This is a genomic window from Pannonibacter sp. SL95 (assembly GCF_026672425.1).
GTDB lineage: Bacteria > Pseudomonadota > Alphaproteobacteria > Rhizobiales > Stappiaceae > Pannonibacter.
Genome location: NZ_JAPPRC010000003.1, coordinates 649,199 through 673,752 on the forward strand (window position 1 = coordinate 649,199; position 24,554 = coordinate 673,752).

Here is a 24,554-nt window from a genome sequence, read left to right on the forward strand (position 1 = left end):
ACCAGACCGCATCAGCGGCAACAGGCCCTGAGTGGGCCGCCAGACGAAGAACCGGATCCATCCGGAGGAGGAAACGACATGACATCGAAATCGATTGCCACCCTGATCGCCGCAGCCGCCGGCTCCCTGATGGCAGCCAGCGCGGCCGAGGCCGCCGGGGAACTCAACCTGATCTGCTCGGCCGATGTGGTCATTTGTGAGCAGATGCTGGGCGACTTCGAAAAGGCCCATGACGTGAAGGTCAATATGGTTCGCCTGTCGTCAGGCGAGACCTACGCCAAGGTCCGGGCTGAAGCGCGCAATCCGAAGACGGATATCTGGTGGGGCGGTACGGGTGACCCGCATCTGCAGGCCGCTTCTGAAAACCTGACGCTGGAATACAAGTCGCCGATGCTTGATCAGCTGAACAGCTGGGCTGTGAAGCAGGCCGAAAGCTCGGGACACCGCACTGTCGGCGTTTACGCTGGTGCGCTCGGCTGGGGCTACAACACCGAGCTCTTCGCCAAGAAGGGTCTGAAGGAGCCGGTATGCTGGGCGGATTTGCTGGCGCCCGAGCTGAAGGGCGAGATCCAGATCGCCAACCCGAATTCATCCGGCACGGCCTATACCGCCCTGGCCTCGCTGGTGCAGATCATGGGCGAAGACAAGGCTTTCGAGTACCTCAAGAGCCTCAACGCCAACGTCTCCCAGTACACCAAGTCCGGCTCGGCTCCGGTGAAGGCCGCCGCGCGCGGCGAGGCAGGTCTGGGCATTGTCTTCATGCATGACGCTGTCGCCCAGACGGCAGAGGGCTTCCCCGTCAAATCCGTCGCCCCGTGCGAAGGCACTGGCTACGAGATCGGCTCCATGTCGATCATCAAGGGCGCGCGCAATCTCGATAATGCCAAGCTCTGGTACGACTGGGCGCTGAAGCCCGAGGTGCAGTCCCGCATGAAGGATGCCAAGTCCTTCCAGTTGCCGTCCAACAAGTCGGCCGAGATCCCGAAAGAAGCTCCTCGCTTCGAGGACATCAAGCTGATCGACTACGACTTCAAGACCTACAGCGACCCGGCCAAGCGCAAGGCGCTGCTGGAGCGCTGGGATCGCGAGATCGGCGCAATCGCCAACTGAGCTCACACGCGATGATGGCATCCGGGGCCACGCCCCGGATGTCTCCTTCCAGAAAAACAATTAAGAACGGGCTGGCGATGCTGGGTGGCAAACGACGATTGGACTTGCTTTTGGGGCTGGGTGCCCTGGGGCTTACGCTGGTGCCCTGGTACCGGGTGGAGGGCGGCTTCTTCGGCCTTGGCTGGCTGTCGGGGTTCCCCGGTACGCGTGACCTCGCGCCGGGGCTGATGCAGATAACGGCAGAAGGACGGCCCTGGCTCGCCGTCGTGCTTGCGCTGTTCCTGCTTGGTGCTTCGGCTCGCCTTGTTGCGGATCCGGCGCGGCGCGGCGTCATCCTCGCGGTGGCCGGCGGGCTCGGCCTGTTTTTCATGGCGCTGCAGGGCCTCGCCATCGGCTTTACTGGCTGGACCTGGACCATCAGCGAAACCCTGTTCGGCATGCTTTCCGAAGGTCAACCCTCGATGGGGGCTGGCGCGGTCTTGCTGTCGGTCGTCTTCGTGCTGTTCTTTGCCTTCGGCATGGCTGACCGAGGCGCAATGAAGGGTGACGGGTTCACCACCGGCTCCATCTCGATGCTGGTGTTCCTCGTCACCGTCTTCGTCTTCTATCCCATTGGCAGCATGTTCGTTGGATCGGTGCAGGACTTCGACGGCTCCTTCCGCCCCGACGGCTTCATTCGCAACATCCAGGATGGATCGATCTGGAGCCTTGCCTGTCTGACCGGAGAAGGGCGCTGCGGCGTGGCGGTCCGTACGCTCTGGCTTGCCATCATGACGGGTCTTGGCTCGACCCTCCTTGGTCTTGCCTTTGCGCTGGTCGCCACACGCACGCGGTTTCCCTACAAGAAGGGACTGCGGCTGATCACCATCCTGCCGATCATCACACCGCCCTTCGTCATCGGCCTCGCCCTGACGCTCTTGTTCGGCCGTGCGGGCGTGGTAACGGAAGGGCTGTCCGCCCTGTTCGGCATCGAGCCGGGCCGCTGGCTCTATGGGCTCAGCGGCATCTGGATCGCGCAGGTCCTGTCCTTCACGCCGATTGCCTTCCTTGTCCTCATCGGTGTCGTCGAGGGCGTCAGCCCGTCGCTGGAGGAGGCGTCGCAGACCCTTCGCGCTGACCGCTGGCGGACCTTCTGGCGCGTCTCGCTGCCCCTGATGAAGCCGGGTCTCGCCAATGCCTTCCTGATCGGCTTCATCGAAAGCATGGCCGATTTCGGCAATCCGCTGGTGTTGGGCGGCAGTCACGGCGTGCTCTCGACTGAGATATTCTTTGCCGTGGTGGGATCGCAAAATGATCCCTCACGCGCGGCCGTGCTCGCAATCATTCTGCTCTGCTTCACCCTGTCGGCGTTTCTGGCGCAGCGGCTGTGGCTCTCGGGCAAGAACTACGCGACGGTGACCGGAAAAGGCGACAGCGGCGCGCACATCGCGCTGCCGCGCAGTGTCTCGATTGCCGTGCATGCGGTCGTGATCCCGTGGATCGGCTTTACGCTGGTGGTCTACTGCATGATCATCTTCGGTGGCTTCGTGACCACCTGGGGCCTCGACAATTCCCTGACACTCGAACATTACACGCGGGCCTTCTCTGTCGGGTTTGAAAACGGTGCTCTTGTCTGGACCGGTGTCGCCTGGAACTCCTTCTGGACGACCATGGAGATTGCACTGATCTCCGCGCCGCTGACCGCCGCTGTCGGCCTCCTCACGGCCTACATCATCGTGCGGCAGAAGTTCGCTGGACAGAATGTGTTCGAGTTCGCGCTGATGATGAGCTTTGCCATCCCCGGCACGGTCATCGGCATCAGCTACATCATGGCCTTCAACCTGCCGCCGCTGGAAATGACCGGTTCGGCGCTGATCCTCATCGCCTGCTTCGTCTTCCGCAACATGCCGGTCGGTGTTCGCGGCGGCATCGCGGCCATGAGCCAGCTCGACAAGAGCCTTGATGAAGCCTCGCTGACGCTGAGGGCAACCAGCCTGCGCACCCTGCGCAAGGTCATCCTGCCGCTTCTCCGTCCGGCGATAACGGCAGCGCTGGTTTATTCCTTCGTCCGGGCGATCACGTCCATCAGCGCCGTGATCTTCCTCGTCAGCGCCGAATACAACATGGCCACGTCCTACATCGTCGGGCTGGTCGAGAACGGCGAGTATGGTGTCGCCATCGCCTATTCCTCGATGCTGATCTTCGTGATGATCACCATCATCGCCGGCTTCCAGCTTCTCGTAGGCGAGCGCCGCCTGCGCCGTGAGAACCGCGTTGCCGGCCAGGCCCGCGCCACCGGCCCCCGTCTTTCCCAGGAGAAAACTGCATGACCACCCACAAGCCCGGTTCCGTGGTCTTTGAACACGTGCGCAAGGACTTCGGCACTTTTACCGCCATTCCGGATCTGTCGCTCACCATCGAGCCCGGGACACTGGTCACGCTTCTGGGGCCTTCGGGCTGCGGAAAGACGACCACCCTGCGCATGCTTGCAGGCCTCGAGCATCCAACCTCGGGCCGGATCCTGATTGGCGGCAAGGATGTGACCATGCTGCCGGCGCATTCCCGCGATGTGTCCATGGTGTTCCAGTCCTACGCGCTGTTCCCGCATATGAGCGCGCTGGAGAATGTCGCTTATGGCCTGGAGTCCTCAGGCCTGAAGGGCAGGGAAGCCAGGGAAAAGGCCGAGGACGGTCTGGCTCAGGTCGGTCTTGCCGGCATGGGCCACCGCTTGCCTGCGGAGCTGTCGGGCGGGCAGCAGCAGCGTGTCGCGGTTGCCCGCGCGCTGGTGCTCGAACCTCAAGTCCTGCTGCTGGATGAGCCGCTGTCGAACCTTGACGCGCGCTTGCGCCGCAAGGTCCGCACCGAGATCCGCGAGCTGCAACAGCGGCTCGGCTTCACCGCCGTCTACGTCACGCACGACCAGGACGAGGCGCTGGCGGTTTCCGACACGATCATCGTTATGAAAGACGGCGTCATCGCTCAGTCCGGCGCACCACGCGACCTCTACGAGACCCCGGCCTCCACCTTCATCGCCGACTTCATGGGCGAGGCGAATGTGGTTCCCTGCGAGGTGCTGCGGGTGGAGGGGGCTGATGCCACCATCCGCCTCGGCTCGGTCGAACACCGTGTGCCCGGCGGGCAGGCGCGGCCTGGCAAGGCGCAGCTCGCCATCCGTCCCGGCGCGATCCGGGTTGCTGCCTCCGGTCTGGCTGGATTGCCGGGCCAGATCAGGTCCTCGGCCTATCTTGGCGATCATGTCGAGTATGAAGTGGAGACCGAGGTCGGACCGCTCTTTGTCACCGACTACGAAGCAACCCTGCCGCTTCCGCCGCAAACCGCCGTCGCAGTCGCGTTACGTGATCGCGGTATTGCTCTCATCTCTGCCTGACCTACGGAAACACTCCTCTCATGACCCCTTATCAGACTGGCGATCCCATCGCTGATCGCCTGGCGCTGGCCACCGACATCGCTGGTGCAGCCGCTGCCGTTGCACTCGACTATTTCAATCGTCGCGACACGCTTGTCATCGAGACCAAGCGCGATCTTCAGGACGTTGTTTCCATCGCTGATCGCAACGTGGAACAGCTTATTCGCGACCGCGTCGCGGCGGACCTACCCAAGGACGGGTTCCTGGGTGAGGAGTTTGGTCTGACCGAAGGCAGTTCGGGCTTTACGTGGATCGTTGATCCGATTGACGGCACGGCCCCCTTCGTCAACGGCATGCCAAGCTGGTGCGTGTCGATTGCCGCCATTTGCGATGGCGAGCCTGTCATCGGCGTCATTGCCGTGCCGTGTACGGGTGAAGTCTACGCAGCTGCAAAGGGCATGGGCGCGACGCTGGACGGGCGCACGCTGAAACTTGATCCGGCGCGAACCGTGCAGAACGGCCTGACCGGCATCGGCAGCAACAGCTATGTCACGCCGGAGCGGGTTGGCGAGATCTTCACCGGTCTGTTGCGCATGGGAGGCAACCCGATCCGCAACGGCTCTGGTGCCCTGATGCTGGCCTATGTCGCAGCCGGAAAGCTCGTTGGCTACTACGAGCCTTACATGCACGCCTGGGACTGCATGGCGGGCTACTGTCTCATTCAGGAGGCAGGTGGATCAGTTCTTCCGTTCCCGGCCGTGGGAGAGTCCCTGCGCAAGGGGGCTCCTGTTCTCGCGGCTGGCCCCGGCGCGCGCGATGATCTTTGGAAACTGGCCGGGATCTCCTGACCGACCTTCAGGAATGAGCTTCGCTGTGCAAGACTGCGAAGATCATTCCTATTTACTGACGTCATCCCCGCCTTGTGCGGGGATCCAGCCAATGGGCTCAGGTCAGTAAGAACTCCCCCCGGACAAGCTTTGGACAACATGGATCCCCGCACAAGGCGGGGATGACTGCTGTGCTTGTGGCTCCGAAAAGGCGCCGTTCGCCCCGACCTGACCTTACCGCAGCGCGGCTTCGATGTTGCCGCCGTCGACGGTCATCACATGCGCCGTGGTGCGTTCCGACCGGGCAAGCGCGAGGAAGGCCTCGCCGACATGCACCGCCTCGACCTCCTTGCGCAGCAGGTTGCCGCCCATGTAGGTCGCCTCGTCGATGTTGCGGGCGGAGGAGCGGGCCGCGATCATCTCCGGGGTCAGCAGGCCCGAGCGGATGCGGTCGGCGTTGATGCCGTTGACGCGGATGCCTTCGCCGCCGAGTTCCAGCGCGAGCTGGCGCAGGAGGAAGAAGGTCGCTGCCTTGGGCAGGCCGTAGGCGGCAAAGCCCTTGCCCGGATTGACCGCCTGCTTGGAGACGTTGAACAGGATCTGCCCCCCGCGTCCCTGGCGGCGGAAGACGGCTACGGCTGCCTGCGCAAAGGCCTGATGGGCAAAGAAGTTCAGCTCGAAGCTCGCCCGCAGGGTTTCATCGGACAGCGTTGCCACGTCCCCCGTCATGGCCGCGCCGGCGTTGGAGATGAGAATGTCGAGGCCGCCGAAGCGGGCGACACAGGCCTCCACCGCGCTGGCTGCCGCGCCCTTTGCCGTGATGTCGCAGGCATGGCCGGCATGGTCGCGGCCGAGGCTGGCAAGGGCTGTGTCGAGGGCGGCCTGATCCCGGTCAACCAGGAACAGCGTCGCCCCGGCTGCCGCAAAGACCTTGGCGGTGGCCAGACCGATGGCGCCGGCACCACCCGTCACCAGCACGACCTGTCCCTGCAGCGCGGGCTTTGCGCCCTTGCCGAGCTTGGCCTGTTCCAGCGACCAGTACTCGAGATCGAACAGATCCGTTTCCTTGATCGGATAGAACCCGCCGCGGGCCTCGCCATCCGCCATGACGCGCAGCGTCTGCTCGCCGATGTCGGCGGCAATGCGCGCCGCTGTTGCGTTCGCGCCCATGCCGACAAGGCCTATCCCTTCGATCCAGGCAAGGTTCGGCACCGGCGACAGCATGGTCTTGGCCCCGCCGAAGCGCGGCGCATTGCGCTCGAAATAGGCGATGTAGTCGGCAACGAACCGGTCCACCACCGCGCTGACGGCGTCCGGCCCCCGCGCGACGTCGGCGCGGGTGAGATGCAGCGGATGGCCCTTGGTGCGGATCACGTGATCCGGGGTGGCAACGCCGCGCGTGGCCAGTAACGCCAGGTCCTTGCGCTCCAGGAAGTCCAGCACCGCGTCGCCGTCGCGCAGGTCGAAGACCGACATCGCCGCGCTTTCGGGCAGGTGACGGGCAATGGCCCCGCGCAGCGCGGCAAGCGTCTCGGCGACGCTGGTGGTCTGCGGCCGGGCCACGGCCACCAGCTTGCCCGGGCGGCGGCTGGCCAGCCACTCTTCCACCAGGTTGGTGTGCTCGATGATCTTGTCATAGGACGCCTTGGCCGTCGGCCCCCAGGCGAAATGGCCGTGGTTGACGAGCAGAAGACCCTCGATCCCCGGATGGGCCTCATAGGTCTCGGCCGCAAGCTTGGCGAGCGCGAAGCCTGGCATGACATAGGGCACCAGCGCCAGCTTGCTGCCGAAGATCTCGCGGGTCGCTTCCGCCACTTCCGGCAGATTGGCGAGCGTCAGGAAGGCGGTGGCGTGGGTGTGGTCGACATAGGTGTGCGGGATGTAGGCGTGCAGCAGCGTTTCCACGGACGGATTGGGTGCGGTCGAATCCATCAGGTTGGAGCGCTGGATGTTGACCATGTCTTCGTCGGAAAGGGCCGCCAGCTCGCGCAGCCGCATCAGCGGGGCCATGCGCACGGCCGGCAGGCCTGCGGCCTTGATCGTCTCCAGATCCCAGCCCGAGCCCTTGATGTGGATGACATCCAGCTCCTCGCCGAAAATGTCGCGCGCCTTCAGCTTGACCGAGGTGTTGCCACCGCCATGCATGACCAGATCCGGGTCCATGCCGATGAGACGGGAGGTGTAAACGCGCAGCGCCAGTTCACGCGCAGCCGGGTCCTGACCGGCCGCATCCTGAAAGGCCACCGCTTCGCTGTCTTGCCACCGGTTTGCGATCATTCCTATCCTCCCGTACATGATCCCCGCGCAAGCATCTGCCTCTTGGCACGCGGCGCTTGGATCAGCTTGATCTTCGGCAGCTTTTATACAAAAGTCAGAACATGCTGTCATAAATAAAATGGTGGGGCGAATGGCGGGTGTGAAGCGGCGGACGACGGGACAGATCAGCGGCGAGAACGTGGTGATCGAGGTGGCCTGGATGTATTACCACGAGGGCCTGAACCAGAAGGAGATCGCCGACCGGCTGGGCATCTCGCGCGCCACCGTCGTCAACTACCTGCAGGACGCGCGCGAGCGCGGCATCATCCGCATCTCGCTCAATTCCGACGCCTTCACGCGGCACCGGCTGGCAGTCGATCTTTGCGGCCGCTTTGGCCTGACCGCGGCCTATGTCATCCCGGACGAGGGGGCGGATGAGGAGACAACCTTTCAACGCGTCGTGCGCGGGGCGGCAGAGTGGCTGCCGAAGCTGCTGGAAAAGGGCGACCGGCTCGGCGTTGCCTGGGGCCGCACCATCTATGAACTGGCGCGAGTGAGTGATGATACCCGCATCGAGGATCTCACGGTGCTGCAGCTCGTCGGCTCCATGGCCACACCCTATGGCTTCACGGCGGAAGCCTGCTCGACGCGGCTGGCGCAGCGCCTCGGCGCGCTCTGCCTCAACCTGCATGCGCCGGCCGTCCTCACCAATGGCGACATCGCGGCGCAGCTGCGGGCCGAGCCGATCATCCGCGACCAGCTGGCGCGCCTGCTCACCTGCAACAAGTTTCTCTATTCCGTTGGCACCTGCGAGCCCTCCAGCCACATCGTCGGGTCCGGCGTCGCAACACTGACCGAGCTGGACTGGTACATCGCGCAAGGGGCAACGGCGGTCCTGTGCGGCCGCTTCATCGACGCGGACGGCAAGCCCATTCCGGGGCCGCTCGACGCCCGCGTCATCGGCATTCCGGTCAACCGGCTCGCGGGACTGGACATGGGCATCCTGGTCACCCCCGGCCTCGACAAGGTCGCCGCCACCCGCGCCGCCATCCGCGGCGGCTACGCCACCCATATCGTCACCAGCGTCGGCGTCGCCGAGGCGTTGCTTGCGGAGTAGGGTGATCTGCAGCCTTGCCAGAGTCGTTGTAGCCTGAGTTGTTCGATCGTGCGAACACGGGATTGGTAGAGACGACCCTCGGGCGTCACCCCGGACGCAGCGAAGCGGAGATCCGGGGCCAACTCGTTCGCAGAGCGGTGATTTGTTGCCGCTCCCGGCTCAGCGAACTTCGTCCGACTGTTCTTGGGCAGTGCGAACCAACCAGGGCTCTGCAAGCGAGTAGGCCCCGGCCGTCTGGCCGGGGCTTTCCTTTTCGCAAACTGCGTCAGCGCCGGCCCGCCCTGTCCGGGAACATCGCCGCGAGGCCTTCCGTTGTTGCCGGGCAGATGCCGCGTTCGGTGATGAGGCCGGTGACGAGTTCGGCCGGCGTCACGTCGAAGGCCGGGTTGCGGGCCGGGGTGCCGGTCGGCGAGATCTGCACCGACAGGATGCGTCCGTCCTCGCTGCGGCCCTGCACGTGGGTCACTTCGACGCCGCTGCGCTCCTCGATCGGGATCTCCTTCACGCCGTCGACGACGGTCCAGTCGATGGTCGGAGAGGGCAGGGCGACGTAGAAGGGCACGCCATTGGCCTTGGCCGCCAGCGCCTTCAGATAGGTGCCGATCTTGTTGCAGACGTCGCCGCGCGCCGTGGTGCGGTCGGTGCCGACGATGACGAGATCGACCTCGCCATGCTGCATCAAATGGCCGCCGGCGTTGTCGACGATGAGGTCATGCGATACGCCGTGGCTGTTCAGTTCCCAGCTGGTCAGCTGGGCGCCCTGGTTGCGCGGCCGCGTCTCGTCAACAAAAACATGGATGTCGATGCCGTCCTCGACTGCGTGATAGATCGGCGAGGTGGCGGTGCCCCAGTCCACGGTGGCCGGCCAGCCGGCGTTGCAATGGGTGAGCACGTTGACGCGCTTGCCACCTTTCCTGCGCGAGATGTCGCGGATGATCTCGAGCCCGTTGAGGCCGATCTGCCGGTTCATCTCCACATCCTCGTCGCTGATCGCGGCCGCGCGGGCAAAGGCGGCCGCAGCACGGTCCGCCGGGCTCAGCGGCTTCAGAACCTTCATCATCTCGTCCAGCGCCCAGCGCAGGTTGATGGCGGTGGGGCGGGTCTCGTTGAGAATGTCATAGGTCTCGCCAAGCGAAGCGTCGGACGGATCCGCCGCCATCTGCACCGCAACGCCATAGGCCGCCGTTGCGCCGATCAGCGGCGCGCCGCGCACCCACATGTCGCGGATGGCAACGGCGAACTCCGCCCGGTTGGTCAGCGGCACGATCCTGAGGTCATGCGGCAGCCAGCGCTGGTCGATGATGCGGACCTCGCCCGACGGCTCGCGCCAGATCGAGCGATAATGGGTGCCGTCGATTTTCATAGGTAATCCTCTCCGTTGATCTTGCGCGCCAGATCCAGCACCTCGGCCATGGAGGTGATCTCTGCCCGGCCGACGGCCAGCACGCGGCCGAGCATCAGGCCCCTGGCCTCGCAGGCGGCGCGCAGCGCTTCGTCCTCGATGCGGTCATATTCGGCGATGTGGGCGAGCCCCAGCGTGCGGCGGTGCATCTCGATGCCGCAGAAGCCAAGCGTGTCGCGCCAGATGGCGGCCAGCCGCTCCAGACGTGCCTTCTCGGCGGCAAGCCCGTGGCCCTGATCCTCGAACAGGCTTGCCTGATAGAGGATGCCGCTGCGCTCCGTCCGCCACAGCCGGGTGAACTCGGTGCTGAAATGGGCCCAGATCGCGTCAACGACGGACAGGATCCATTCCTTGTACTGCGCGCGGGCCCCGGGGGTCTCGGCGTGGCCTTCCTGGGCGAAATAGGCCATCAGGAAGTTGGCGATCAGCATGCCGATGTCGAAGCCCATCGGGCCATAGGTGGCAAACTCCGGATCGATCACCCGGGTCTCGCTGTCCGAAACCATCACCGAGCCGGTGTGCAGGTCACCATGCAGCAGTGTCTCGGCGTTGTTGGCAAAGGCCATCTTGAGATGCTGGGCGGTGATTTTCAGATCCGTGTCCGCCCGCAGCATGGCCACCACCGGATCCAGCGCCGGGGTGTGGCGGTTGAGCGGGGCGGCGAAATAGGGATCGGAGAAGACGAGGTTCTCGGTGATGTCGCAGAGCTCGACATTGCCGGCAAACAGCGCCAGATCCGCCTTGCGCCGGGCGGTCGGCATCGACAGGTCCGACCCACGGAACAGGGTGCGGGCGCAGAATTCGCCGAGCACCTTGCCGAGATCTGGATGCGTCCGCGCCTCCATCAGGCTCTTGCGCAGGATGACGTGCGGGGTCAGGAACTCCATAACGATCAGCGCCTGCGCCTCATCGAAATGATAGATCTCCGGCACGCTGCCGGGATCGCGTTCCGCCTGACGGATCAGGGCGTTGTACTCGAAGAAGGCGCGCTTCAGCGGCAGCGGCCAGCTTTCCCCGACGAGGCGCACGTAAGGCAGCGCCTGCTTGACGATCAGGCTGCCGTCGGGCCCGTCGATGATGAAGACGAGGTTCAGGTTGCCGTCGCCGACTTCCCGCACGGACCACCGTGCCGGATCGCCCGTGCGCTCGCGGATGGCGGGAATGCTGCCCAGCCGGTCGGCGAGGGTCGCTGGCTCCAGGGCCTTGTAGGTGCTGTCCGTCACAGGTCTCCTCCCTTGTGCGACTTGCGTGATATGGCACTGCGGACTGGCCGCGTGAGTGTTTGATGCGATGCAGGAAATCGGCTTCCAATGCAATTGTCAAATCATATTGACATATGAAAGCTTCCGGACGTAGCCTGTTCCCAGTGGAGGAGAATACACTGTGAGTGATCAGGCAATCCGCCTGGCTGGCCTGTGCAAAGCATTCGGCCGGAACCAGGTGCTGCGCGGGGTCGATCTGGACCTGTCCGGTGGACAGGTAACCGTTCTGATGGGAGCGAACGGGGCCGGAAAATCGACGCTCGTGAAGATCTTGTGCGGGGTGCATGCGGCCGACAGCGGCAGCGTGACCCTGGCTGGCCAGCCCTTCAAGCCCGAGACGCCATCCGAGGCGCTACGGGCCGGTATCGTCACGGTCCACCAGAACATCAATGATGGCGTCGTGCCGGATCTGGATGTGGCCTCCAACCTGTTGCTGGACGGTCTGGCCAGCGGTGGCGGCGTTTTCCTCAATGGCCGCAAGATGCGGGCCAGGGCGCGCGAGATCGCTGCAGCCGTCGGTCTCACCATTGACGTCAGCCGTCCGGTCGCTGGCCTGTCACTGGCGGATCGGCAACTGGTCTCCATCGCCCGCGCCATGGCGCATCAGCCGCGCCTTCTGATCCTGGACGAGCCGACCTCTTCTCTGTCCGCCGCCGAGGCCTCGCGGCTGTTCGACCTCATCGACAGCCTGCGCGCCCGGGGTGTCGCCATTCTCTACATCTCGCACCGCATGTCCGATATTCGCCGTCTCGCCGACCGGATCGTGTCGATGCGCGATGGCCGCATTTCCGGTGTCTTTGAAGGTCCGGAACTCGACTATTCCGGTGCCGTGCGGGCGATGCTCGGTCACGAGATCACCGAGGTTGACATCACCATTCCTCAACCCGGTCTGCCCGTGCTCGAGGTGCGCGATCTGGTGCTGCGGCCAGGGGCGAGACCGTTCTCCCTGACCTGCCATGCCAATGAGGTTGTGGCGATCACGGGTCTGGTCGGCGCCGGCAAGTCGGAGTTTGCCTCCGTGCTGTTCGGCACCGGTGCAGCCGTCTCCGGCGAAGTCCGGCTGGATGGCAAGCCGCATCGCCCGGCAAGTCCTCGCGCGGCCATCGATGCCGGCGTGTTCCTGTCGCCCAAGGACCGGCCGGTCAACGCGGTCGTTGCCGACTTCGACATCCTGCGCAATCTGACGCTGCCGTTCCTGAAGCGCCACAGCACGGCCCAGTTCGTGCGCGGCGCGTCCGAGCTTGCCACGACCCGGCGGATGATTTCCGAGATGGGCGTCGTCTGCCAATCGCCCACCGACGGCATCGGCACCCTGTCGGGTGGCAACCAGCAGAAGGTGATGGTTGCCCGCTGGATGGCCGAGGCCTCGCGGCTCCTGTTGCTCGATGAGCCGTTCCAGGGCGTCGACATCCAGGCAAGGCGCGACATCGGCCACAAGATCCGCGAAACCGCCGCCACCCGCGCCACCATCGTTTTCGTCGCCGAGCTGGACGAAGCGCTGGAGATTGCCGACCGGGTGCTGGTGATGAGCGAACATTCCATCGTTGGCGAGCACCGCAACGAAAACATCGACGTCTCCGCGATCATGGCCCAGGTGGTCGATGCATCGCTTCCGAGCGCAGCAGGACAGTAAGATGCAGAGTGGTTCCCCGAACGCGATCGATCTGGCCATCAAATATGGCTTCCTGGTGCTGATGGCCGGGCTGATCGTCTTCTTTGGCGTCATGGCGGAAGGCTTCCTGTCGCCGCACAGCGCCGTCTTCATCCTGCAGTCGGTGGCGATCACGGGCATCCTGGCGCTGGGCGTCACCGCCACGCTGGTCGTCGGCGGCTTCGACCTGTCGATCGGCGCGGTCGCGACCTCCGCATTGATGCTGTCGTCCTACGCCATGGTCGTCTGGCAGCTGGATGCCGTGTCCGCCGTGGCGCTCTGTCTCGGCATGGGCCTGCTCGTCGGCCTCGTGAACGGCCTTCTCATCGTCAAGATGAAGGTGCCGGACCTCCTGGCGACGCTCGGCATGATGTTCCTGCTCGTCGGCCTGCAGCGCATTCCGACCGAGGGGCGTTCCATCTCCACCGGGATGACCCTGCCGGACGGCACCACGGCCAGCGGCATCTTCTCGGAAGGCTTCCTGATGCTCGGCCGGCACCGGCTGGATTTCATCCTGCCCAATCTCGTGCCGCTTTCTGTGGTGTTCCTCGTGCTCATCGCCATCGGCGTCTGGGTGTTCCTGGAACTGACCCGTCACGGCCGGCTGATGTATGCCATCGGCTCCAACGCCAAGGCGGCCGGTCTCGCCGGGGCCAATGTCAACGGCTACAAGATCGCCGCCTACATGATCTCCGGCACGCTCGCCTCCTTCGGCGGCGTCCTGCTGGCGGCCCGTCTCGGGCGTGGTGACGTGGCCTCGGGCAACAACCTGCTGCTCGATTCTGTCGCGGCCGCACTCATCGGCTTTGCCGTGCTCGGTGCCTCCAAGCCGAATGCCTTCGGCACCGCCATCGGCGCGCTTTTCGTCGGCATCCTGCTGCAGGGTCTGACGATGATGAACGCGCCCTACTACACCCAGGACTTCATCAAGGGCGGCGTGCTCGTCATCGCCCTTGTCTTCACTTTCGCGCTGTCCGGCCGAGGGGGACGGGCGCGCGGCTGACGTGGACTATATAAAACAGCAACGGGAGGAATCATGATTACCAGACGTCTCTTCACGGCCCTTGCCGCCACGGTGGCGATGGTCCCGGGTCTCGCCTTTGCCGCCGAGATGCCGAAGCCCTTCGACAAGCCGGCCGAGGTCAAGATCGCGCTGGTGCGCTATCTGTCCACCGGCGACTTCTTCCAGGCCTATCTGTCCGGCGTCGAGAAGCAGGCTGCCGCGCTTGGCGTTGACCTGCGCGTCTTGGACAGCCGCCAGGATGCCGCGCTGCAGGCCGACATGGTCGATCAGGCGATTGCCCTCGGAGTCGACGGCATCATCATCCAGCACGGCCTGACGGAATCCATGCAGGCCGCTGCACAGCGCGCAGTCGATGCCGGCATCAAGGTCGTCGCCTTTGACGTGAACGTCGAGAACCCGAAGATCCCGCAGATCGAGCAGTCCGACCGTGACCTTGCCCGTCTTGCTCTGGAGCAGGCCGTGGCCGACAACGGCACGACCTGGACCGCAGGCTACGTCTATGTCCCGGGCATCGCCCCGCTCGACCGCCGCGACGAGACCTGGAAGGCCGTCAAGGCGGCAAACCCGGGCATCAAGCAGGTCGCCGAATTCGGCACGCTCGACAACCCGATTGCCAACTCGGTCGCCAATCAGGCCCGTTCGGTGCTGTCGGCCAACCCGGGCATCAACGTTGTCTTCGCCCCTTACGACGAATTCGCCAAGGGCGTGAAGATCGCCGTCGATGAAGCCGGCATGTCCGGTCAGGTGTCGATCTACTCGGCGGACGTGTCCACCTCGGACATCGCCGCCATGCGCGAGGCGGGCTCTGCCTGGAAGGCCACTGCCGCCACCAACCCGGCCGTCGTGGGGGAGGTCTCCGTCCGTGCGCTCGCACAGCTTCTCGCCGGTGAAGATCCGGGCCGCAGCGTCATCGTGCCGCCGACCCTGATCACCCAGAAGATGCTGAACGAGCTCGACATCAAGAACATGGAAGAACTGGGCGCAAAGCTGCCCGCCTTCGCCCATGCCGACGTCGCCGTTCCGGCCTGGATGCCCCTGCCGAAGCGCTGAGTTTTGCGCGGGTAGACCAAAGGAAAAGCCGGAGCGGGTGACCGCTCCGGCTTGAGGTTGATGACAAACCCTCTATCGTCATCCCAAACGCAGCGAAGCGGAGATCCGGGACCGGAGAGCCTAGGTCTCTTCTGGGTTAGCTGATTGAAATATAGAGGCCTCGACTCTCCGGTCCCGGCTCTGCGCTTCGCTTGGCCGGGATGACGTCGGAGAGGTCGAGGTTTGTCAGCAGTCTGAAGCCGGAGCGGGCAACTGCTCCGGCTTTTTGCTGCCCTCGCACCGCCGTCATCCCGGCCCAGCTGAGCGTTAGCGAAGCGCCGAGCCGGGATCCAGAAATCAGCCGCGCGCAGCGCGACAAAGCGCCCCTGCACCCGGGTATTGTTCAATTGCTTTTTGGAGCTCGCTCACGCTCGCACAGATGCGCTGGATTCCGGATCGGCGGTTCGCTTCGCTCACCTTGTCCGGAATGACGGCGCGAGCCGGGACCAGCGACCTCCCCAAATACACGAAAGCCGGAGCGGTCACCCACCCCGGCTTCTGAGTATTGCAGCAGGCTGCTTGGCTTCAACCGTGTTCCCGCTCGACCTCGTCCAGCGCCTGGCGCATGGCGGTGATGCCGTTGCCGATGTCGTCGCCAAGGCGCAGGAGGCTGCCGCCGAGGAGATAGACCACGTCGCTTCCGTACATCCTGGCCATTTCACCGGCCCGTTCCACGCTCATGCCGCCGCCGGGGCTCGGCAGCATCGCCTGGCCGGGGCCGGATGGGGAGCGGCAGGCATCGGCGATCGACTGGCATTCGGCCACGGTGAAGCCGAAGCGGCCGCCGACATTCGGGAACACGGAAATATCCGAGCCCGCAATGCGCTGCAGCGTGCCGAACATCATGGCGTGGGTGAAGCCGGTGTCGGGCGAGAGGACATACGGTCCAAGGAAACTCGGATGCGTCATGATCGGCATAGCCAGCCGCTCGTCGGCGGCGATCCGGGCGGCGATGCCGAAGCCGAGCAGGCCCGGCATGATCAGGATGCCATCGGCGCCAGCGTCCCGGGCAAAGCGGATGTTGGCGTCAAGCTCCTGCGGCTCGCCGGCCAGCGAGGGGAAATAGAGCGCCTTGCGGCCTGTCTCCTCCTGAGCCCTGGCAAGGGCGGCGGCGGTCTTCTCGACGCGCTCGCGGAAGGGGGCCATCGGCTGGTCCATGATCCCGTGGTCTTCCTTGACGATATCGGCCCCGCCCTTGGCGCAGAGATAGGCGATGCGGGCCAGCGCGTCGGCCCCGAGCCCCTGCGGCTTCAGCACGGGTGCAATCAGACCGCCCTTCGGCCGTCCCGCCAGCCGGCGGATGCCCTCGATGCCGAAGCGCGGCCCGGGATGGCGGGCCTGCATCGTTGCGCCGAGGGCAATGTCGATCACCTTCAGCCCGCGCTGGATGGAGGAATTGCCGAAGATCACGTTGAAGAACTGGGCGATCTCGAAACCGGCGCTGTCCGGGCTGTAGCTGATGACGGCCCGGAACGTGACCTCACTTTCGCGGCCGATCTCCTCGATCTGGCCGAGGATCTCGTCGGCGATATAGCCTTCCGGCACCACATCGCGGGGAACTTCCACGGTCTGCTCAAGCGCGATGGCCTCGGCGCGCTGGCGCGCCTCGGCCTCGCTTGCGGCGAAGATGCGGTAGGTAACGGCAAACCGCATCAGAGCGCCTCGGCCTTCACGGCGGAATGCACGGCGTCGACGCGCACGCTGTCGAGGGCGTCCTCGTCGATGCCTGTCTGCTGGCCGGTCAGATCCTCGATGGCCTTGACCAGGGCCATGGCGTCGAGACCGTAGTAGCGCATCAGATAGGGCTTGGAGCCGCCATGGGCGTAGGTGTCCTTGAGACCCAGCCGGATCAGGCGGCGGCCCATCCCCGCCTCTGCCATGGCTTCCGCCGTCATCGACCCGATGCCGCCGGCAATCAGGTGGTTTTCCAGCGTGATGACGCCAAACCGCACGCTGGCGGCGTGATCGAGGATCGCCTTGGCGTCGAACGGTTTCAGCGTGTTGAGATGCAGGTGGCGGACGGAGACGCCGACCTTGGCGAGGGCCCCACCGGCGCGCATCGCCTCTTCCGTGGTGATGCCGGCGGTGATCACCAGCACGTCGCTGCCTTCCGACAGGACACGCAGCTCGCCGACCTTCATCGGGTCCTTGAACAGGCGTGGCACCGAGCCGCGCAGCACGCGGGCATAGACCGGACCGTCAATGCTGTCGGCGGCCTCGACGATGCCTTCCACTTCCGTGGCATCGCCGGTTTCAAGCACCGTCATGTTCGGGATGGTGCGCATCACCGAGATGTCCTCGATGGCCTGGTGCGTCATGCCGCCCGGCGTGGTGATGCCCGGCAGGAAGCCCATCAGGCGCACCTTGCGGCGCGGATAGGCGATGGAGGCCATCAGCTGGTCATAGGGACGGCGGTAGAGAAACACGCCGAACGTATGGATGAACGGCCGGAAGCCGGCGAGGCCAAGGCCACCGGCGAAGGACAGCATGTTCTGCTCGGCCATGCCCATGGACAGGAACTGCTCGGGATGCCGGTCACGGAAGCCGTCGATCTCGCAGCTCGAGGTCAGGTCGGCGGAAAGGCACAGCACTTCCGGGTTCTTGACCGCGTAGCTCTCGAAGGCGGCCGCGTAGGGGCGGTTGACCATTTCCATCTCAGTGTTCCCCCAGCTTGATCGGCTCGATGCCCAGTTCGGCAGCAATCGCGATGTTCATCTCCGCGCGCTCGGCGTCCGACTTGAAGCGGACATAGTGCAGGCGCGGGAAGCGGCGCATCAGGAACTCCATGCCCTTGGTGGGCGAGGAGTTGGCCAGGATAATCAGCGGCTGGCCTTCATGCGGGGTCGCCTTGGCCTGGCGCATGGCGGTGAGGTCATGGGCGTCGATCTCGGCGACGACCGCGCCGAAGTTGCGCAGCTTGGTGGCGATGTCGCCGACGGTCATGACGCTGTCCATCGCGCCGTCGCACTGCTGCCGGTTGACGTCCATGATCGCCCAGACATTGTCGATGCCATGGTGCGCGGCCGCCTGCACGGCTTCCCAGGTCTGGCCTTCCTGCACTTCGCCGTCCGACATGAACACGCAGACCTCGCCGCTTTCACCGCGGCGCTTGCGGCCCCAGGCAAGGCCCGCACCGGTCGACAGGCCGATGCCCAGCGTTCCGTTGTGCACCTCCATGCCGGGGCTGTGCTCGGCGCCGATCATCTCGACCGAAGAACCATCCTGGTTGAACATCTCGAGGCCTTCGGGGGCCATGCGGCCGACCTCGATCAGCGTGGCATAGGCAACCAGCGCGTAATGCGCCGGGGCGATGAACAGCCGGTCATACTGCGGCTCGAACGGACCGTTGTAGCCAGCGCCCGTCACGTAGGTCGTGTTCTCTGCCGAAGGGACGCCGCCGAACGGGGGCGGGATCATCGGCAGGGTCGGATCGCCCAGCTTCAGCGCCTCGTTGTAGAGAAAGGCGAGCTGTTCAGCTGCAGAGCAAGCCTGGCTCAGGTAGCCGCCATTGTTGCGCATGCAATGCTCGAACACCCGCCTGCGGATGCCGAGCGCGATCTCCTCGGTCGTCTTGACGTTCTTCACAGCCGTCTCCGTCCCCTCTGGAAGTTGGTTCCCTGAGGTTATGACGGGCGAATGGCACAATTGTCAAATGCAATTGACTTTTGATGAAGTGGCGTCGTCGGCTGGGCTTGCGGTTCCACCCTCCGGCTGCCAGAGCCGCGCGATCGGCACGACCAACTGGCGGTGATCGCTCTGCAGATGTCCGATGCGGATGTTGTAGGTCGCGGCCATTCGATCCGAAGTCAGCACCGCCGCCGGGGTTCCATCGGCAACGAGTTTTCCCGTGTCGAGCAACAGGAGACGGTCGCACCAGGCGCTGGCCAGTGTCAGGTCATGCAGCGACACGACGACTGTCACGCCCTCGGCGACCAGGTCACGGAAGCACTGCATCAGGGCGAGCTGATGCTCCGGATCGAGGCCGTTGCAAGGCTCATCGGCAAGGATCAGGCGGGGATCCTGCGCCAGCAGTCGCGCAATCAGGACACGCGCCTGTTCGCCGCCAGACAGGCGGTCGAAGGGCCGGTCGGCGAAGGCCTGAACGTCCATCCGGCGCATGGCGTCTTCGACACTTCTGAGGTCCTCGAAGGACGGTGCCGGACGAATGAAGCCAAGCCCTTCGGCCTGATGCGGCATGCGGCCGAGCGCGACAACGTCGCGGCAGCGCAGTGGCCAGACAACGCTGCGCTCTTGCGGCAGGAAGGCCAGTGTGCGCCCGCGTTCGGCGGACGTCATCTGCGCCAATGGCCGCCCTTGCCACCGGATGTCGCTGCCGCGTTGGCCAAGCCCGGCTAGGGCCTTGAGAAGGCTCGACTTGCCCGCACCATTCGGTCCGATGAGACCGACCAGTTCCGGGCGGGACAGGGTAAAGCTGACGTTCTCGACGACTGTCTTGTCCCCGCGCTTCAAAGTCAGGTTCTGGACCAGGAGTCCGGGGAGGGCGTGGCTGTTCATTCGGCATCCTTTCTGAGGCGGACCAGCAGCCAGAGGAAAAAGGGAGCTCCGAGCGTCGCCGTGATGACGCCGAGCTTCAGGTCCCTGTCCGGCAGGATCACACGCGCCACACAGTCTGCGGCCAGCAGGAAGGCGGCCCCGCCGAGGGCGCTTGCCCAAAGCAATCGTCCCGGCCGGTAATCGACAAGTGGACGCAGCAGGTGCGGCACGATCAGGCCGACGAAGCCGATCGCACCACTCACCGCTGTCGCGGCACCGACGCCGATGGCTGTCCCCAGAATCGCCCGGCGCCGAAGGCCGCCGAGACTGATGCCAAGGCTTGCCGCCACGTCGTCGCCAAGGGACAGCGCTTCCAGCCCGCGCTGGCAGGACAGGAGCAGCGCCACGCCGACTACAATGAAAGGCAGGGCCAGTCCGACATGCAGCAGACTGCGGTCCGTCAGCGACCCCATCAGCCAGAACACGATCTCCATCGCGGCAAAGGGGTTGTCGGACAGGTTGAGCACCAGCGATGTGAGGGCACCGGCGAGTGACGAAATAGCGACACCGGCGAGGATCAGCACCAGACGGTCGCCGGACCGGCCCGCCAGGAGTTGCAGCAGCACGACGGCGGCCAACGCTCCGGCGAGGGCGCTGAGGGGAAGGGCGAGGCCGAACAGCGCCGAGGCACCGCTGTAGATGGCGATGACAGCGCCGAGCGAGGCAGTCGCCGATACGCCGATGAGCCCCGGTTCGGCCAGCGGGTTGCGTAAAAGACCCTGCAGCACCGCTCCGGCTAGCCCCAGAACCGCGCCGATGGCCGCCGCCAGAACGGCGCGCGGCAGGCGGATCTCGCGCAGGATGACGGCGTCGACCGATTGCGTATCCGAACCGGCAGGCATCAGCAGCCCGAGCGGATTGAGCCAGACTTCTCCGAGAGCCAGCGAGAGGCCGAACAGGCCGAAACACAAAAGCGCCAGCAGCCACGCCAGTTGCGCCGGATGGCGTGAAAAATGATTGGTCATGGTCTGGCGCTGCTTTCCTCGGGCTTCATTTCGGTCCGCTCGACAGCCTGCCGCAGCCGGGTGACCGCCTCGGCGGTGAAGGGGGCACCGCAGATCGAGTAGCGCACGTCCGCCGCGATCCGCCGTTCGTCGGGGAAGCGCAGGTCGAGGGCGGGATGGCGCAGGATCTCGGCCGCCCGGGAGGGGTTGTTCACGAAGCGCGGCGAGATCATCACGTAGTCCGGATCCGACAGAAGCAGCCGCTCCAGCGGCACGCGCCGTGATCCGCTGATGCCCATTTCTTCCCCAAGATGGCGGAGGCCCGCTGCGCGCACGATCTGGTTTTCCAGGGTTCCGGCGCCGGCGGTGTAGGTGTTGGTGGCGTAGGACCCAACAACGGGAGCCTCACCCGCGGTCCACCGCGACGGCGTCTTTGCCAGCTCTGTCTCGAAGGCCGCGACCAGCGCTTCGCCCCTTGCCCTGTTGCCAAGCAGGTCCGCCATGCGGCGGATGTTGGCCTTGAGATCGTCGAAACTTGCCTCGGGCGTGAATTCCTCGACCCGGGTCCCCAGCCGCTTCAGGAGCTGCACGGTTGCCCGGGTCGTGTAGATGCCAGCCAGAACCAGATCCGGCTCAAGTCGGATGATCTCCTCCGCCAGCCCGTGGTTGATCGCCATTTCGGGCGTGACAAGGTCGCTGACCACTGCCATGTCCGCGCGCGCCGCCAGGCGTGACACGGACACGAGCTGGCCGGGCCTCGCGATCAGCAGCGCCAGCTGGTCGGTACACAGGTTCATCGAGACAACCCGCTGCCCCTCCTGACCCTGCGGGATCGGGCCAGGAGGGGCTTCGGCCATGGCCGCTGCTGATGCGAAGGGCATCAGCAGCGCCAGGACCGCAACCGTCAGGCGGCCCGGACGGTTCATGACTGGCGGAACCCCTTGCCTTCTGCGTCGAGGGCCTCTTCCGGACGGCCCAGCCAGTGGGCCGACAGCGCACGCCAGGTCGCGAGACGCGAGAAGTCCGGGGTTTCCGACAGGCTGTCGTTGTCCTCGATGAAAGGATTGGGCAGGAACACCGAGATCATCGGTTCACCTGCGCCATTGACCATCTCGAAGCCCCAGCTCACCGGCTTGCCATCGCGTCCGAAGCTGCGGAAGAACGACGCGCGCGACGGCTTGCGGTGCCGCCGCTTCTCCTCTGGCGTCGGAAACTTCGGCGAGCCCATGTTTTCGCCGATGCACAGGTGAAAATGCCCGCCATTGGCGAACATCACCGTCAGGTAGGCGTCGAACAGGCTGATCTTCACCGGAGCGCCGGGGCACTTCCATTCATAGGCCGCCCCTTCGATGATCGGGCCAAACCGGATGCCCTGCCAGTGTTCCTCGAAAATCTCGCGCAGCAGGGGTTCGAGAACCTCCTGCGTTGCCGGAATGTCCCAGATCTCGCGGCTGATCTTGCCTTCCGCGTCCCTGCGAACGTCTGTCGGTGCAGGGCCGGCAACGGGGAGCGAAAGGACGGCGGCCTGCGGGCTTGAGTCTGCAGTCATGGTCATGCGCGATCTCCTCAGAAGGTGCCCTTGATGCCGACGAAAGCGGTCGCGCCCTGGGTGTTGTAGCCGTAGACCTCCTCGTAGGTCTGGTCGAAGGCATTCTCGACCCGGCCGTAGAGCGTGAAGTTATCATTGAGCTTGTAGTCGGCGCCGAGATTGACGAGCAGATAGTCGTCAAGTTTCACGCGGCTGCGGGGTGTGACGTTCACCCACTCGCTGTCCATCTGTTGTCCGTTGTAGACAGCGTCAACGAAGGCAGAGGCGCGGCCGTCGAGGAATGTGTACTGCAGTCCCGCTGCCCCGCTGTGCATCGGCCGGCGGACTTCCTTCTGGCCGTTCGGCTCACGGGCATCGAGATAGGTGTAGGACGCGCGGGCGGTCAGGCTGTCGAGGATCTGAGCGGTGGCTGACACTTCGACGCCCTGGCGCTTGCTGGTGCCCTGCAGGTTGAACGGGCTCGAGGCGAAGCCTGGCAGGAAGCGCGTCTGGATCTCATCCTCAAGACGTTCGCGGAAGTAAGTCACGTCGACGGTCAGCCGCTCGTCGAGAAGCTTCTGCTCCACGCCAATGTCCCAGCCGAAGTTTTCTTCCGGTGTCAGGTTCGGATTGCCGACAAAGCGCGAGGGCTGGAAGCCGAACTGCTCGAAGAATGTCGGATTGGTCACACCTGTGCCGATTGAAGCGTGCAGCCGGGTTCCGGTCTCCTGGTGCAGGTAGGCGGCAGAGGCGTTGTAGGTGAGGGTGTCCTTGAATTTTTCGTTGCGGTCATAGCGCAGCGCACCGGACAGGAAGATCCGCTCCAGAAGCTCCAGCCGGTACTCACCGACATAGCCTGCCAGGTCACGCTGCTGCCTCCGGCCCTGATCGGGGCTGCCCGGATAGGCATTCCGGTAGGTCTCGCGCTCCCACTCGACGGCGCCGGTGAGGCTGTGGGCTGCCTGCAGGAAGCTCTCGGTCTGGAAGGCGAGCGTGCCCTGATAGCTGAGGTGGAGGCGGTTGTCGTCGTTGCCGTTGCGGTTATTCGAGTTGAAGCCGCGGCGACGAAGATCGGTGTACTCGACCCTGGCCCGCTGCACGAACAGATCCTCGAACAGGGACCATGTGAGCCCCGCGCCGCCATAGACCTCGCGTGTCTTGTTGTGGCTTGTGGTGTCGATCACCTGGCCCTGCGTCGGCCGGTCCGGATAGGCGAAATCCTGGTCGTCGGTGTCTGACTTGCGGTTGACGAAGCGCAGGTTGGCGTCAAGCACCAGCGTTTCGGTCAGGTCGGCCCGCACCTTGCCGTTCAATGTGACGTTACGGTCGCCGTCCTTCTCCTTGCCATAGTCGGAGATGTTGAAGCCATCGGTTCGCCGCAGCGTCGCCGAGAAGGCCCCGTCGATGCGGTCATTGCCGCCCTGAACCAGCAGGTCGGTGAGGACTGTCTTGTCGGTCCCCACCTCGCTGCGTCCGGTGACGCGGTAGCCGTTGCGCAGGCCTCCTTTGGTGATGACGTGAATCACGCCGGAGGCGGCATTCGAACCATAGAGTGCGCCCTGCGGCCCGCGCAGGACCTCGATCCGGTCGATGTCAGAGACCTGAAGCCCGCCGAAGTCATATTCCCCGGACGACGACGAGGCCACCTCGACGCCGTCGATCAGGACCAGCACATGGTTGGCTTCCGATCCGCGCAGGCGGATCTGCGTGAGGCCGCCGAAAGACCCCGTCCGCGAGACGGCAACGCCCGGCACCTGCCGCAACGCATCGGCGACATAGCGAACCTGCGATTTTTCGAGGCTCGCGCCCGTGATCACGGTCGTGGCGCGTCCGACCTTCTCCGCTTCGAGAGGCGTGCGGCCGGCGCTGATGATGATGGCTTCAAGCTGTTCCGGCTCTGCGGCGGCAGACGTGGCGGCGGTGAGGGAAAGGGCAGGGACGAGCCCGCCGGCCAGAAGGCACGGCAAGGCAATGCCGGTGGTGAACCGGTTCTTCATGACAAACACCCGCGTTTGGCGGCGGGCCATGCCCGCGCCAGCATAGGACGACGCACCGCCTGGCAAACGGACGCGGCTCAGCGTCCGCCCAAAGGACGGCAAGGTTTGGGTGTCACCTCAACGGGAAACCGCGCCTCGACACACCCCGTATCGAAGGCCGGGTGACTGAGCGCGGCAGGTCTCCTGGCTCACGGGTCACTGTGTGCGTCCGCCTTCCCGGGATCTGGCCTTTGGCCTCCCAGTGGCATGAGTGGACGCACACTCTCCGTTCACAGTTGCGGGGGCAGCCACGGTTTCGGTCCCTGATGGGTACGCCTCACCGTGTTCCCCTTTCATCCGTCCTCCGACGGAACCACGTTCGCTGTGCAGCTTGCGGGTCGCTTGCGCCGCCTGTCAAGGTTGCGCATCCGCTCTTCCACCCAAAGCAGGACGGATCGTCTGACGAGC

Annotated in this window: 19 protein-coding genes and 1 riboswitch; of the genes, 8 read left to right on the forward strand and 11 right to left on the reverse strand. The window is 65.0% G+C overall.

Annotated elements, in window-relative coordinates:
* Positions 1 to 78 precede the first annotated feature (78 nt).
* The 4 genes from OVA12_RS03530 (at position 79) to OVA12_RS03545 (ending at position 5,304) form a co-directional block, all read left to right on the forward strand.
* Positions 79 to 1,110: an ABC transporter substrate-binding protein gene (locus OVA12_RS03530; protein ID WP_268134536.1), complete on the forward strand. Its 1,032-nt coding sequence runs from the start codon at positions 79 to 81 to the stop codon at positions 1,108 to 1,110.
* 77 nt (positions 1,111 to 1,187) lie between these two features.
* Positions 1,188 to 3,419, forward strand: coding sequence for an ABC transporter permease (locus tag OVA12_RS03535; protein WP_268134538.1), 2,232 nt, complete (start codon positions 1,188 to 1,190; stop codon positions 3,417 to 3,419).
* The gene (locus OVA12_RS03540; protein ID WP_268134540.1) at positions 3,416 to 4,477 is read left to right on the forward strand and encodes an ABC transporter ATP-binding protein; all 1,062 of its coding nucleotides are present in this window, start codon (positions 3,416 to 3,418) and stop codon (positions 4,475 to 4,477) included. Before OVA12_RS03535 ends, OVA12_RS03540 begins: the two co-directional genes overlap by 4 nt.
* 20 nt (positions 4,478 to 4,497) lie before the next feature.
* Positions 4,498 to 5,304, forward strand: coding sequence for an inositol monophosphatase family protein (locus tag OVA12_RS03545; protein WP_268134542.1), 807 nt, complete (start codon positions 4,498 to 4,500; stop codon positions 5,302 to 5,304).
* A 213-nt stretch (positions 5,305 to 5,517) separates the two neighbouring features.
* On the opposite strand, the gene OVA12_RS03550 is transcribed toward OVA12_RS03545, so the two are convergent.
* Positions 5,518 to 7,557 (reverse strand): bifunctional aldolase/short-chain dehydrogenase, encoded by a 2,040-nt coding sequence (locus tag OVA12_RS03550; RefSeq protein WP_442793844.1) that lies wholly within the window; start codon positions 7,555 to 7,557, stop codon positions 5,518 to 5,520.
* 133 nt (positions 7,558 to 7,690) lie between these two features.
* On the opposite strand from OVA12_RS03550, the gene OVA12_RS03555 reads away from it, so the two are divergent.
* On the forward strand, positions 7,691 to 8,656 hold the full coding sequence (locus OVA12_RS03555) for a sugar-binding transcriptional regulator (RefSeq protein WP_268134546.1): 966 nt from the start codon (positions 7,691 to 7,693) through the stop codon (positions 8,654 to 8,656).
* Between the two features lie 265 nt (positions 8,657 to 8,921).
* Here OVA12_RS03555 and mtnA read toward each other — a convergent pair whose 3' ends face one another.
* Together mtnA and mtnK are read right to left on the reverse strand one after the other, a co-directional pair.
* Complete coding sequence (mtnA, locus tag OVA12_RS03560) at positions 8,922 to 10,019, reverse strand: S-methyl-5-thioribose-1-phosphate isomerase (protein WP_268134548.1); 1,098 nt, start codon at positions 10,017 to 10,019, stop codon at positions 8,922 to 8,924.
* Complete coding sequence (gene mtnK, locus OVA12_RS03565) at positions 10,016 to 11,281, reverse strand: S-methyl-5-thioribose kinase (RefSeq protein ID WP_268134550.1); 1,266 nt, start codon at positions 11,279 to 11,281, stop codon at positions 10,016 to 10,018. Before mtnK ends, mtnA begins: the two co-directional genes overlap by 4 nt.
* 160 nt (positions 11,282 to 11,441) lie before the next feature.
* Here mtnK and OVA12_RS03570 point away from each other — a divergent pair, with 160 nt between their 5' ends.
* The 3 genes from OVA12_RS03570 to OVA12_RS03580 are packed head-to-tail and all read left to right on the forward strand — an operon-like array spanning position 11,442 to position 15,045.
* The gene (locus OVA12_RS03570; protein WP_268134552.1) at positions 11,442 to 12,953 is read left to right on the forward strand and encodes a sugar ABC transporter ATP-binding protein; all 1,512 of its coding nucleotides are present in this window, start codon (positions 11,442 to 11,444) and stop codon (positions 12,951 to 12,953) included.
* 1 nt (position 12,954) lies between these two features.
* The gene (locus OVA12_RS03575; RefSeq protein WP_268134554.1) at positions 12,955 to 13,974 is read left to right on the forward strand and encodes an ABC transporter permease; all 1,020 of its coding nucleotides are present in this window, start codon (positions 12,955 to 12,957) and stop codon (positions 13,972 to 13,974) included.
* A gap of 33 nt (positions 13,975 to 14,007) precedes the next feature.
* On the forward strand, positions 14,008 to 15,045 hold the full coding sequence (locus OVA12_RS03580) for a substrate-binding domain-containing protein (protein WP_268134556.1): 1,038 nt from the start codon (positions 14,008 to 14,010) through the stop codon (positions 15,043 to 15,045).
* A 564-nt stretch (positions 15,046 to 15,609) separates the two neighbouring features.
* Here the strand turns inward: OVA12_RS03580 and OVA12_RS03585 are convergent.
* The 8 genes from OVA12_RS03585 to OVA12_RS03620 all read right to left on the reverse strand — a co-directional run bounded on the left by OVA12_RS03585 (position 15,610) and on the right by OVA12_RS03620 (position 24,137).
* Entirely contained in the window at positions 15,610 to 16,737 is a 1,128-nt protein-coding gene (locus tag OVA12_RS03585) for a RuBisCO large subunit C-terminal-like domain-containing protein (RefSeq protein WP_268134558.1), read from the reverse strand.
* On the reverse strand, positions 16,737 to 17,738 hold the full coding sequence (locus OVA12_RS03590) for a transketolase family protein (RefSeq protein WP_268134560.1): 1,002 nt from the start codon (positions 17,736 to 17,738) through the stop codon (positions 16,737 to 16,739). Before OVA12_RS03590 ends, OVA12_RS03585 begins: the two co-directional genes overlap by 1 nt.
* 1 nt (position 17,739) lies before the next feature.
* Positions 17,740 to 18,669, reverse strand: coding sequence for a transketolase (locus OVA12_RS03595; RefSeq protein WP_106754360.1), 930 nt, complete (start codon positions 18,667 to 18,669; stop codon positions 17,740 to 17,742).
* Positions 18,670 to 18,732: 63 nt separating this feature from the next.
* Positions 18,733 to 19,599: an ABC transporter ATP-binding protein gene (locus tag OVA12_RS03600; RefSeq protein WP_268134564.1), complete on the reverse strand. Its 867-nt coding sequence runs from the start codon at positions 19,597 to 19,599 to the stop codon at positions 18,733 to 18,735.
* Positions 19,596 to 20,603, reverse strand: coding sequence for a FecCD family ABC transporter permease (locus OVA12_RS03605; RefSeq protein WP_268134566.1), 1,008 nt, complete (start codon positions 20,601 to 20,603; stop codon positions 19,596 to 19,598). The genes OVA12_RS03600 and OVA12_RS03605 overlap by 4 nt, the downstream gene beginning before the upstream one ends.
* Entirely contained in the window at positions 20,600 to 21,508 is a 909-nt protein-coding gene (locus OVA12_RS03610) for an ABC transporter substrate-binding protein (protein WP_268134568.1), read from the reverse strand. Before OVA12_RS03610 ends, OVA12_RS03605 begins: the two co-directional genes overlap by 4 nt.
* A complete protein-coding gene (locus tag OVA12_RS03615; RefSeq protein WP_268134570.1) occupies positions 21,505 to 22,137 on the reverse strand; it encodes a DUF7676 family protein in 633 nt (210 codons plus the stop codon). The genes OVA12_RS03610 and OVA12_RS03615 overlap by 4 nt, the downstream gene beginning before the upstream one ends.
* Before the next feature lie 11 nt (positions 22,138 to 22,148).
* Entirely contained in the window at positions 22,149 to 24,137 is a 1,989-nt protein-coding gene (locus OVA12_RS03620; protein ID WP_268134572.1) for a TonB-dependent receptor plug domain-containing protein, read from the reverse strand.
* Between the two features lie 126 nt (positions 24,138 to 24,263).
* A riboswitch (cobalamin riboswitch) is annotated at positions 24,264 to 24,479 on the reverse strand.
* Positions 24,480 to 24,554: the final 75 nt, after the last annotated feature.

Excerpts from the sequence above, each read along its gene's own strand:
- OVA12_RS03530 (WP_268134536.1), top strand. The coding sequence starts at position 79 with ATGACATCGAAATCGATTGCCACCCTGATCGCCGCAGCCGCCGGCTCC.
- OVA12_RS03535 (WP_268134538.1), top strand. The coding sequence starts at position 1,188 with ATGCTGGGTGGCAAACGACGATTGGACTTGCTTTTGGGGCTGGGTGCC.
- OVA12_RS03540 (WP_268134540.1), top strand. The coding sequence starts at position 3,416 with ATGACCACCCACAAGCCCGGTTCCGTGGTCTTTGAACACGTGCGCAAG.
- OVA12_RS03545 (WP_268134542.1), top strand. The coding sequence starts at position 4,498 with ATGACCCCTTATCAGACTGGCGATCCCATCGCTGATCGCCTGGCGCTG.
- OVA12_RS03555 (WP_268134546.1), top strand. The coding sequence starts at position 7,691 with ATGGCGGGTGTGAAGCGGCGGACGACGGGACAGATCAGCGGCGAGAAC.
- mtnA (WP_268134548.1), bottom strand. The coding sequence starts at position 10,019 with ATGAAAATCGACGGCACCCATTATCGCTCGATCTGGCGCGAGCCGTCG.
- OVA12_RS03575 (WP_268134554.1), top strand. The coding sequence starts at position 12,955 with ATGCAGAGTGGTTCCCCGAACGCGATCGATCTGGCCATCAAATATGGC.
- OVA12_RS03580 (WP_268134556.1), top strand. The coding sequence starts at position 14,008 with ATGATTACCAGACGTCTCTTCACGGCCCTTGCCGCCACGGTGGCGATG.
- OVA12_RS03585 (WP_268134558.1), bottom strand. The coding sequence starts at position 16,737 with ATGCGGTTTGCCGTTACCTACCGCATCTTCGCCGCAAGCGAGGCCGAG.
- OVA12_RS03590 (WP_268134560.1), bottom strand. The coding sequence starts at position 17,738 with ATGGAAATGGTCAACCGCCCCTACGCGGCCGCCTTCGAGAGCTACGCG.
- OVA12_RS03600 (WP_268134564.1), bottom strand. The coding sequence starts at position 19,599 with ATGAACAGCCACGCCCTCCCCGGACTCCTGGTCCAGAACCTGACTTTG.
- OVA12_RS03605 (WP_268134566.1), bottom strand. The coding sequence starts at position 20,603 with ATGACCAATCATTTTTCACGCCATCCGGCGCAACTGGCGTGGCTGCTG.
- OVA12_RS03610 (WP_268134568.1), bottom strand. The coding sequence starts at position 21,508 with ATGAACCGTCCGGGCCGCCTGACGGTTGCGGTCCTGGCGCTGCTGATG.
- OVA12_RS03615 (WP_268134570.1), bottom strand. The coding sequence starts at position 22,137 with ATGACCATGACTGCAGACTCAAGCCCGCAGGCCGCCGTCCTTTCGCTC.
- OVA12_RS03620 (WP_268134572.1), bottom strand. The coding sequence starts at position 24,137 with ATGGCCCGCCGCCAAACGCGGGTGTTTGTCATGAAGAACCGGTTCACC.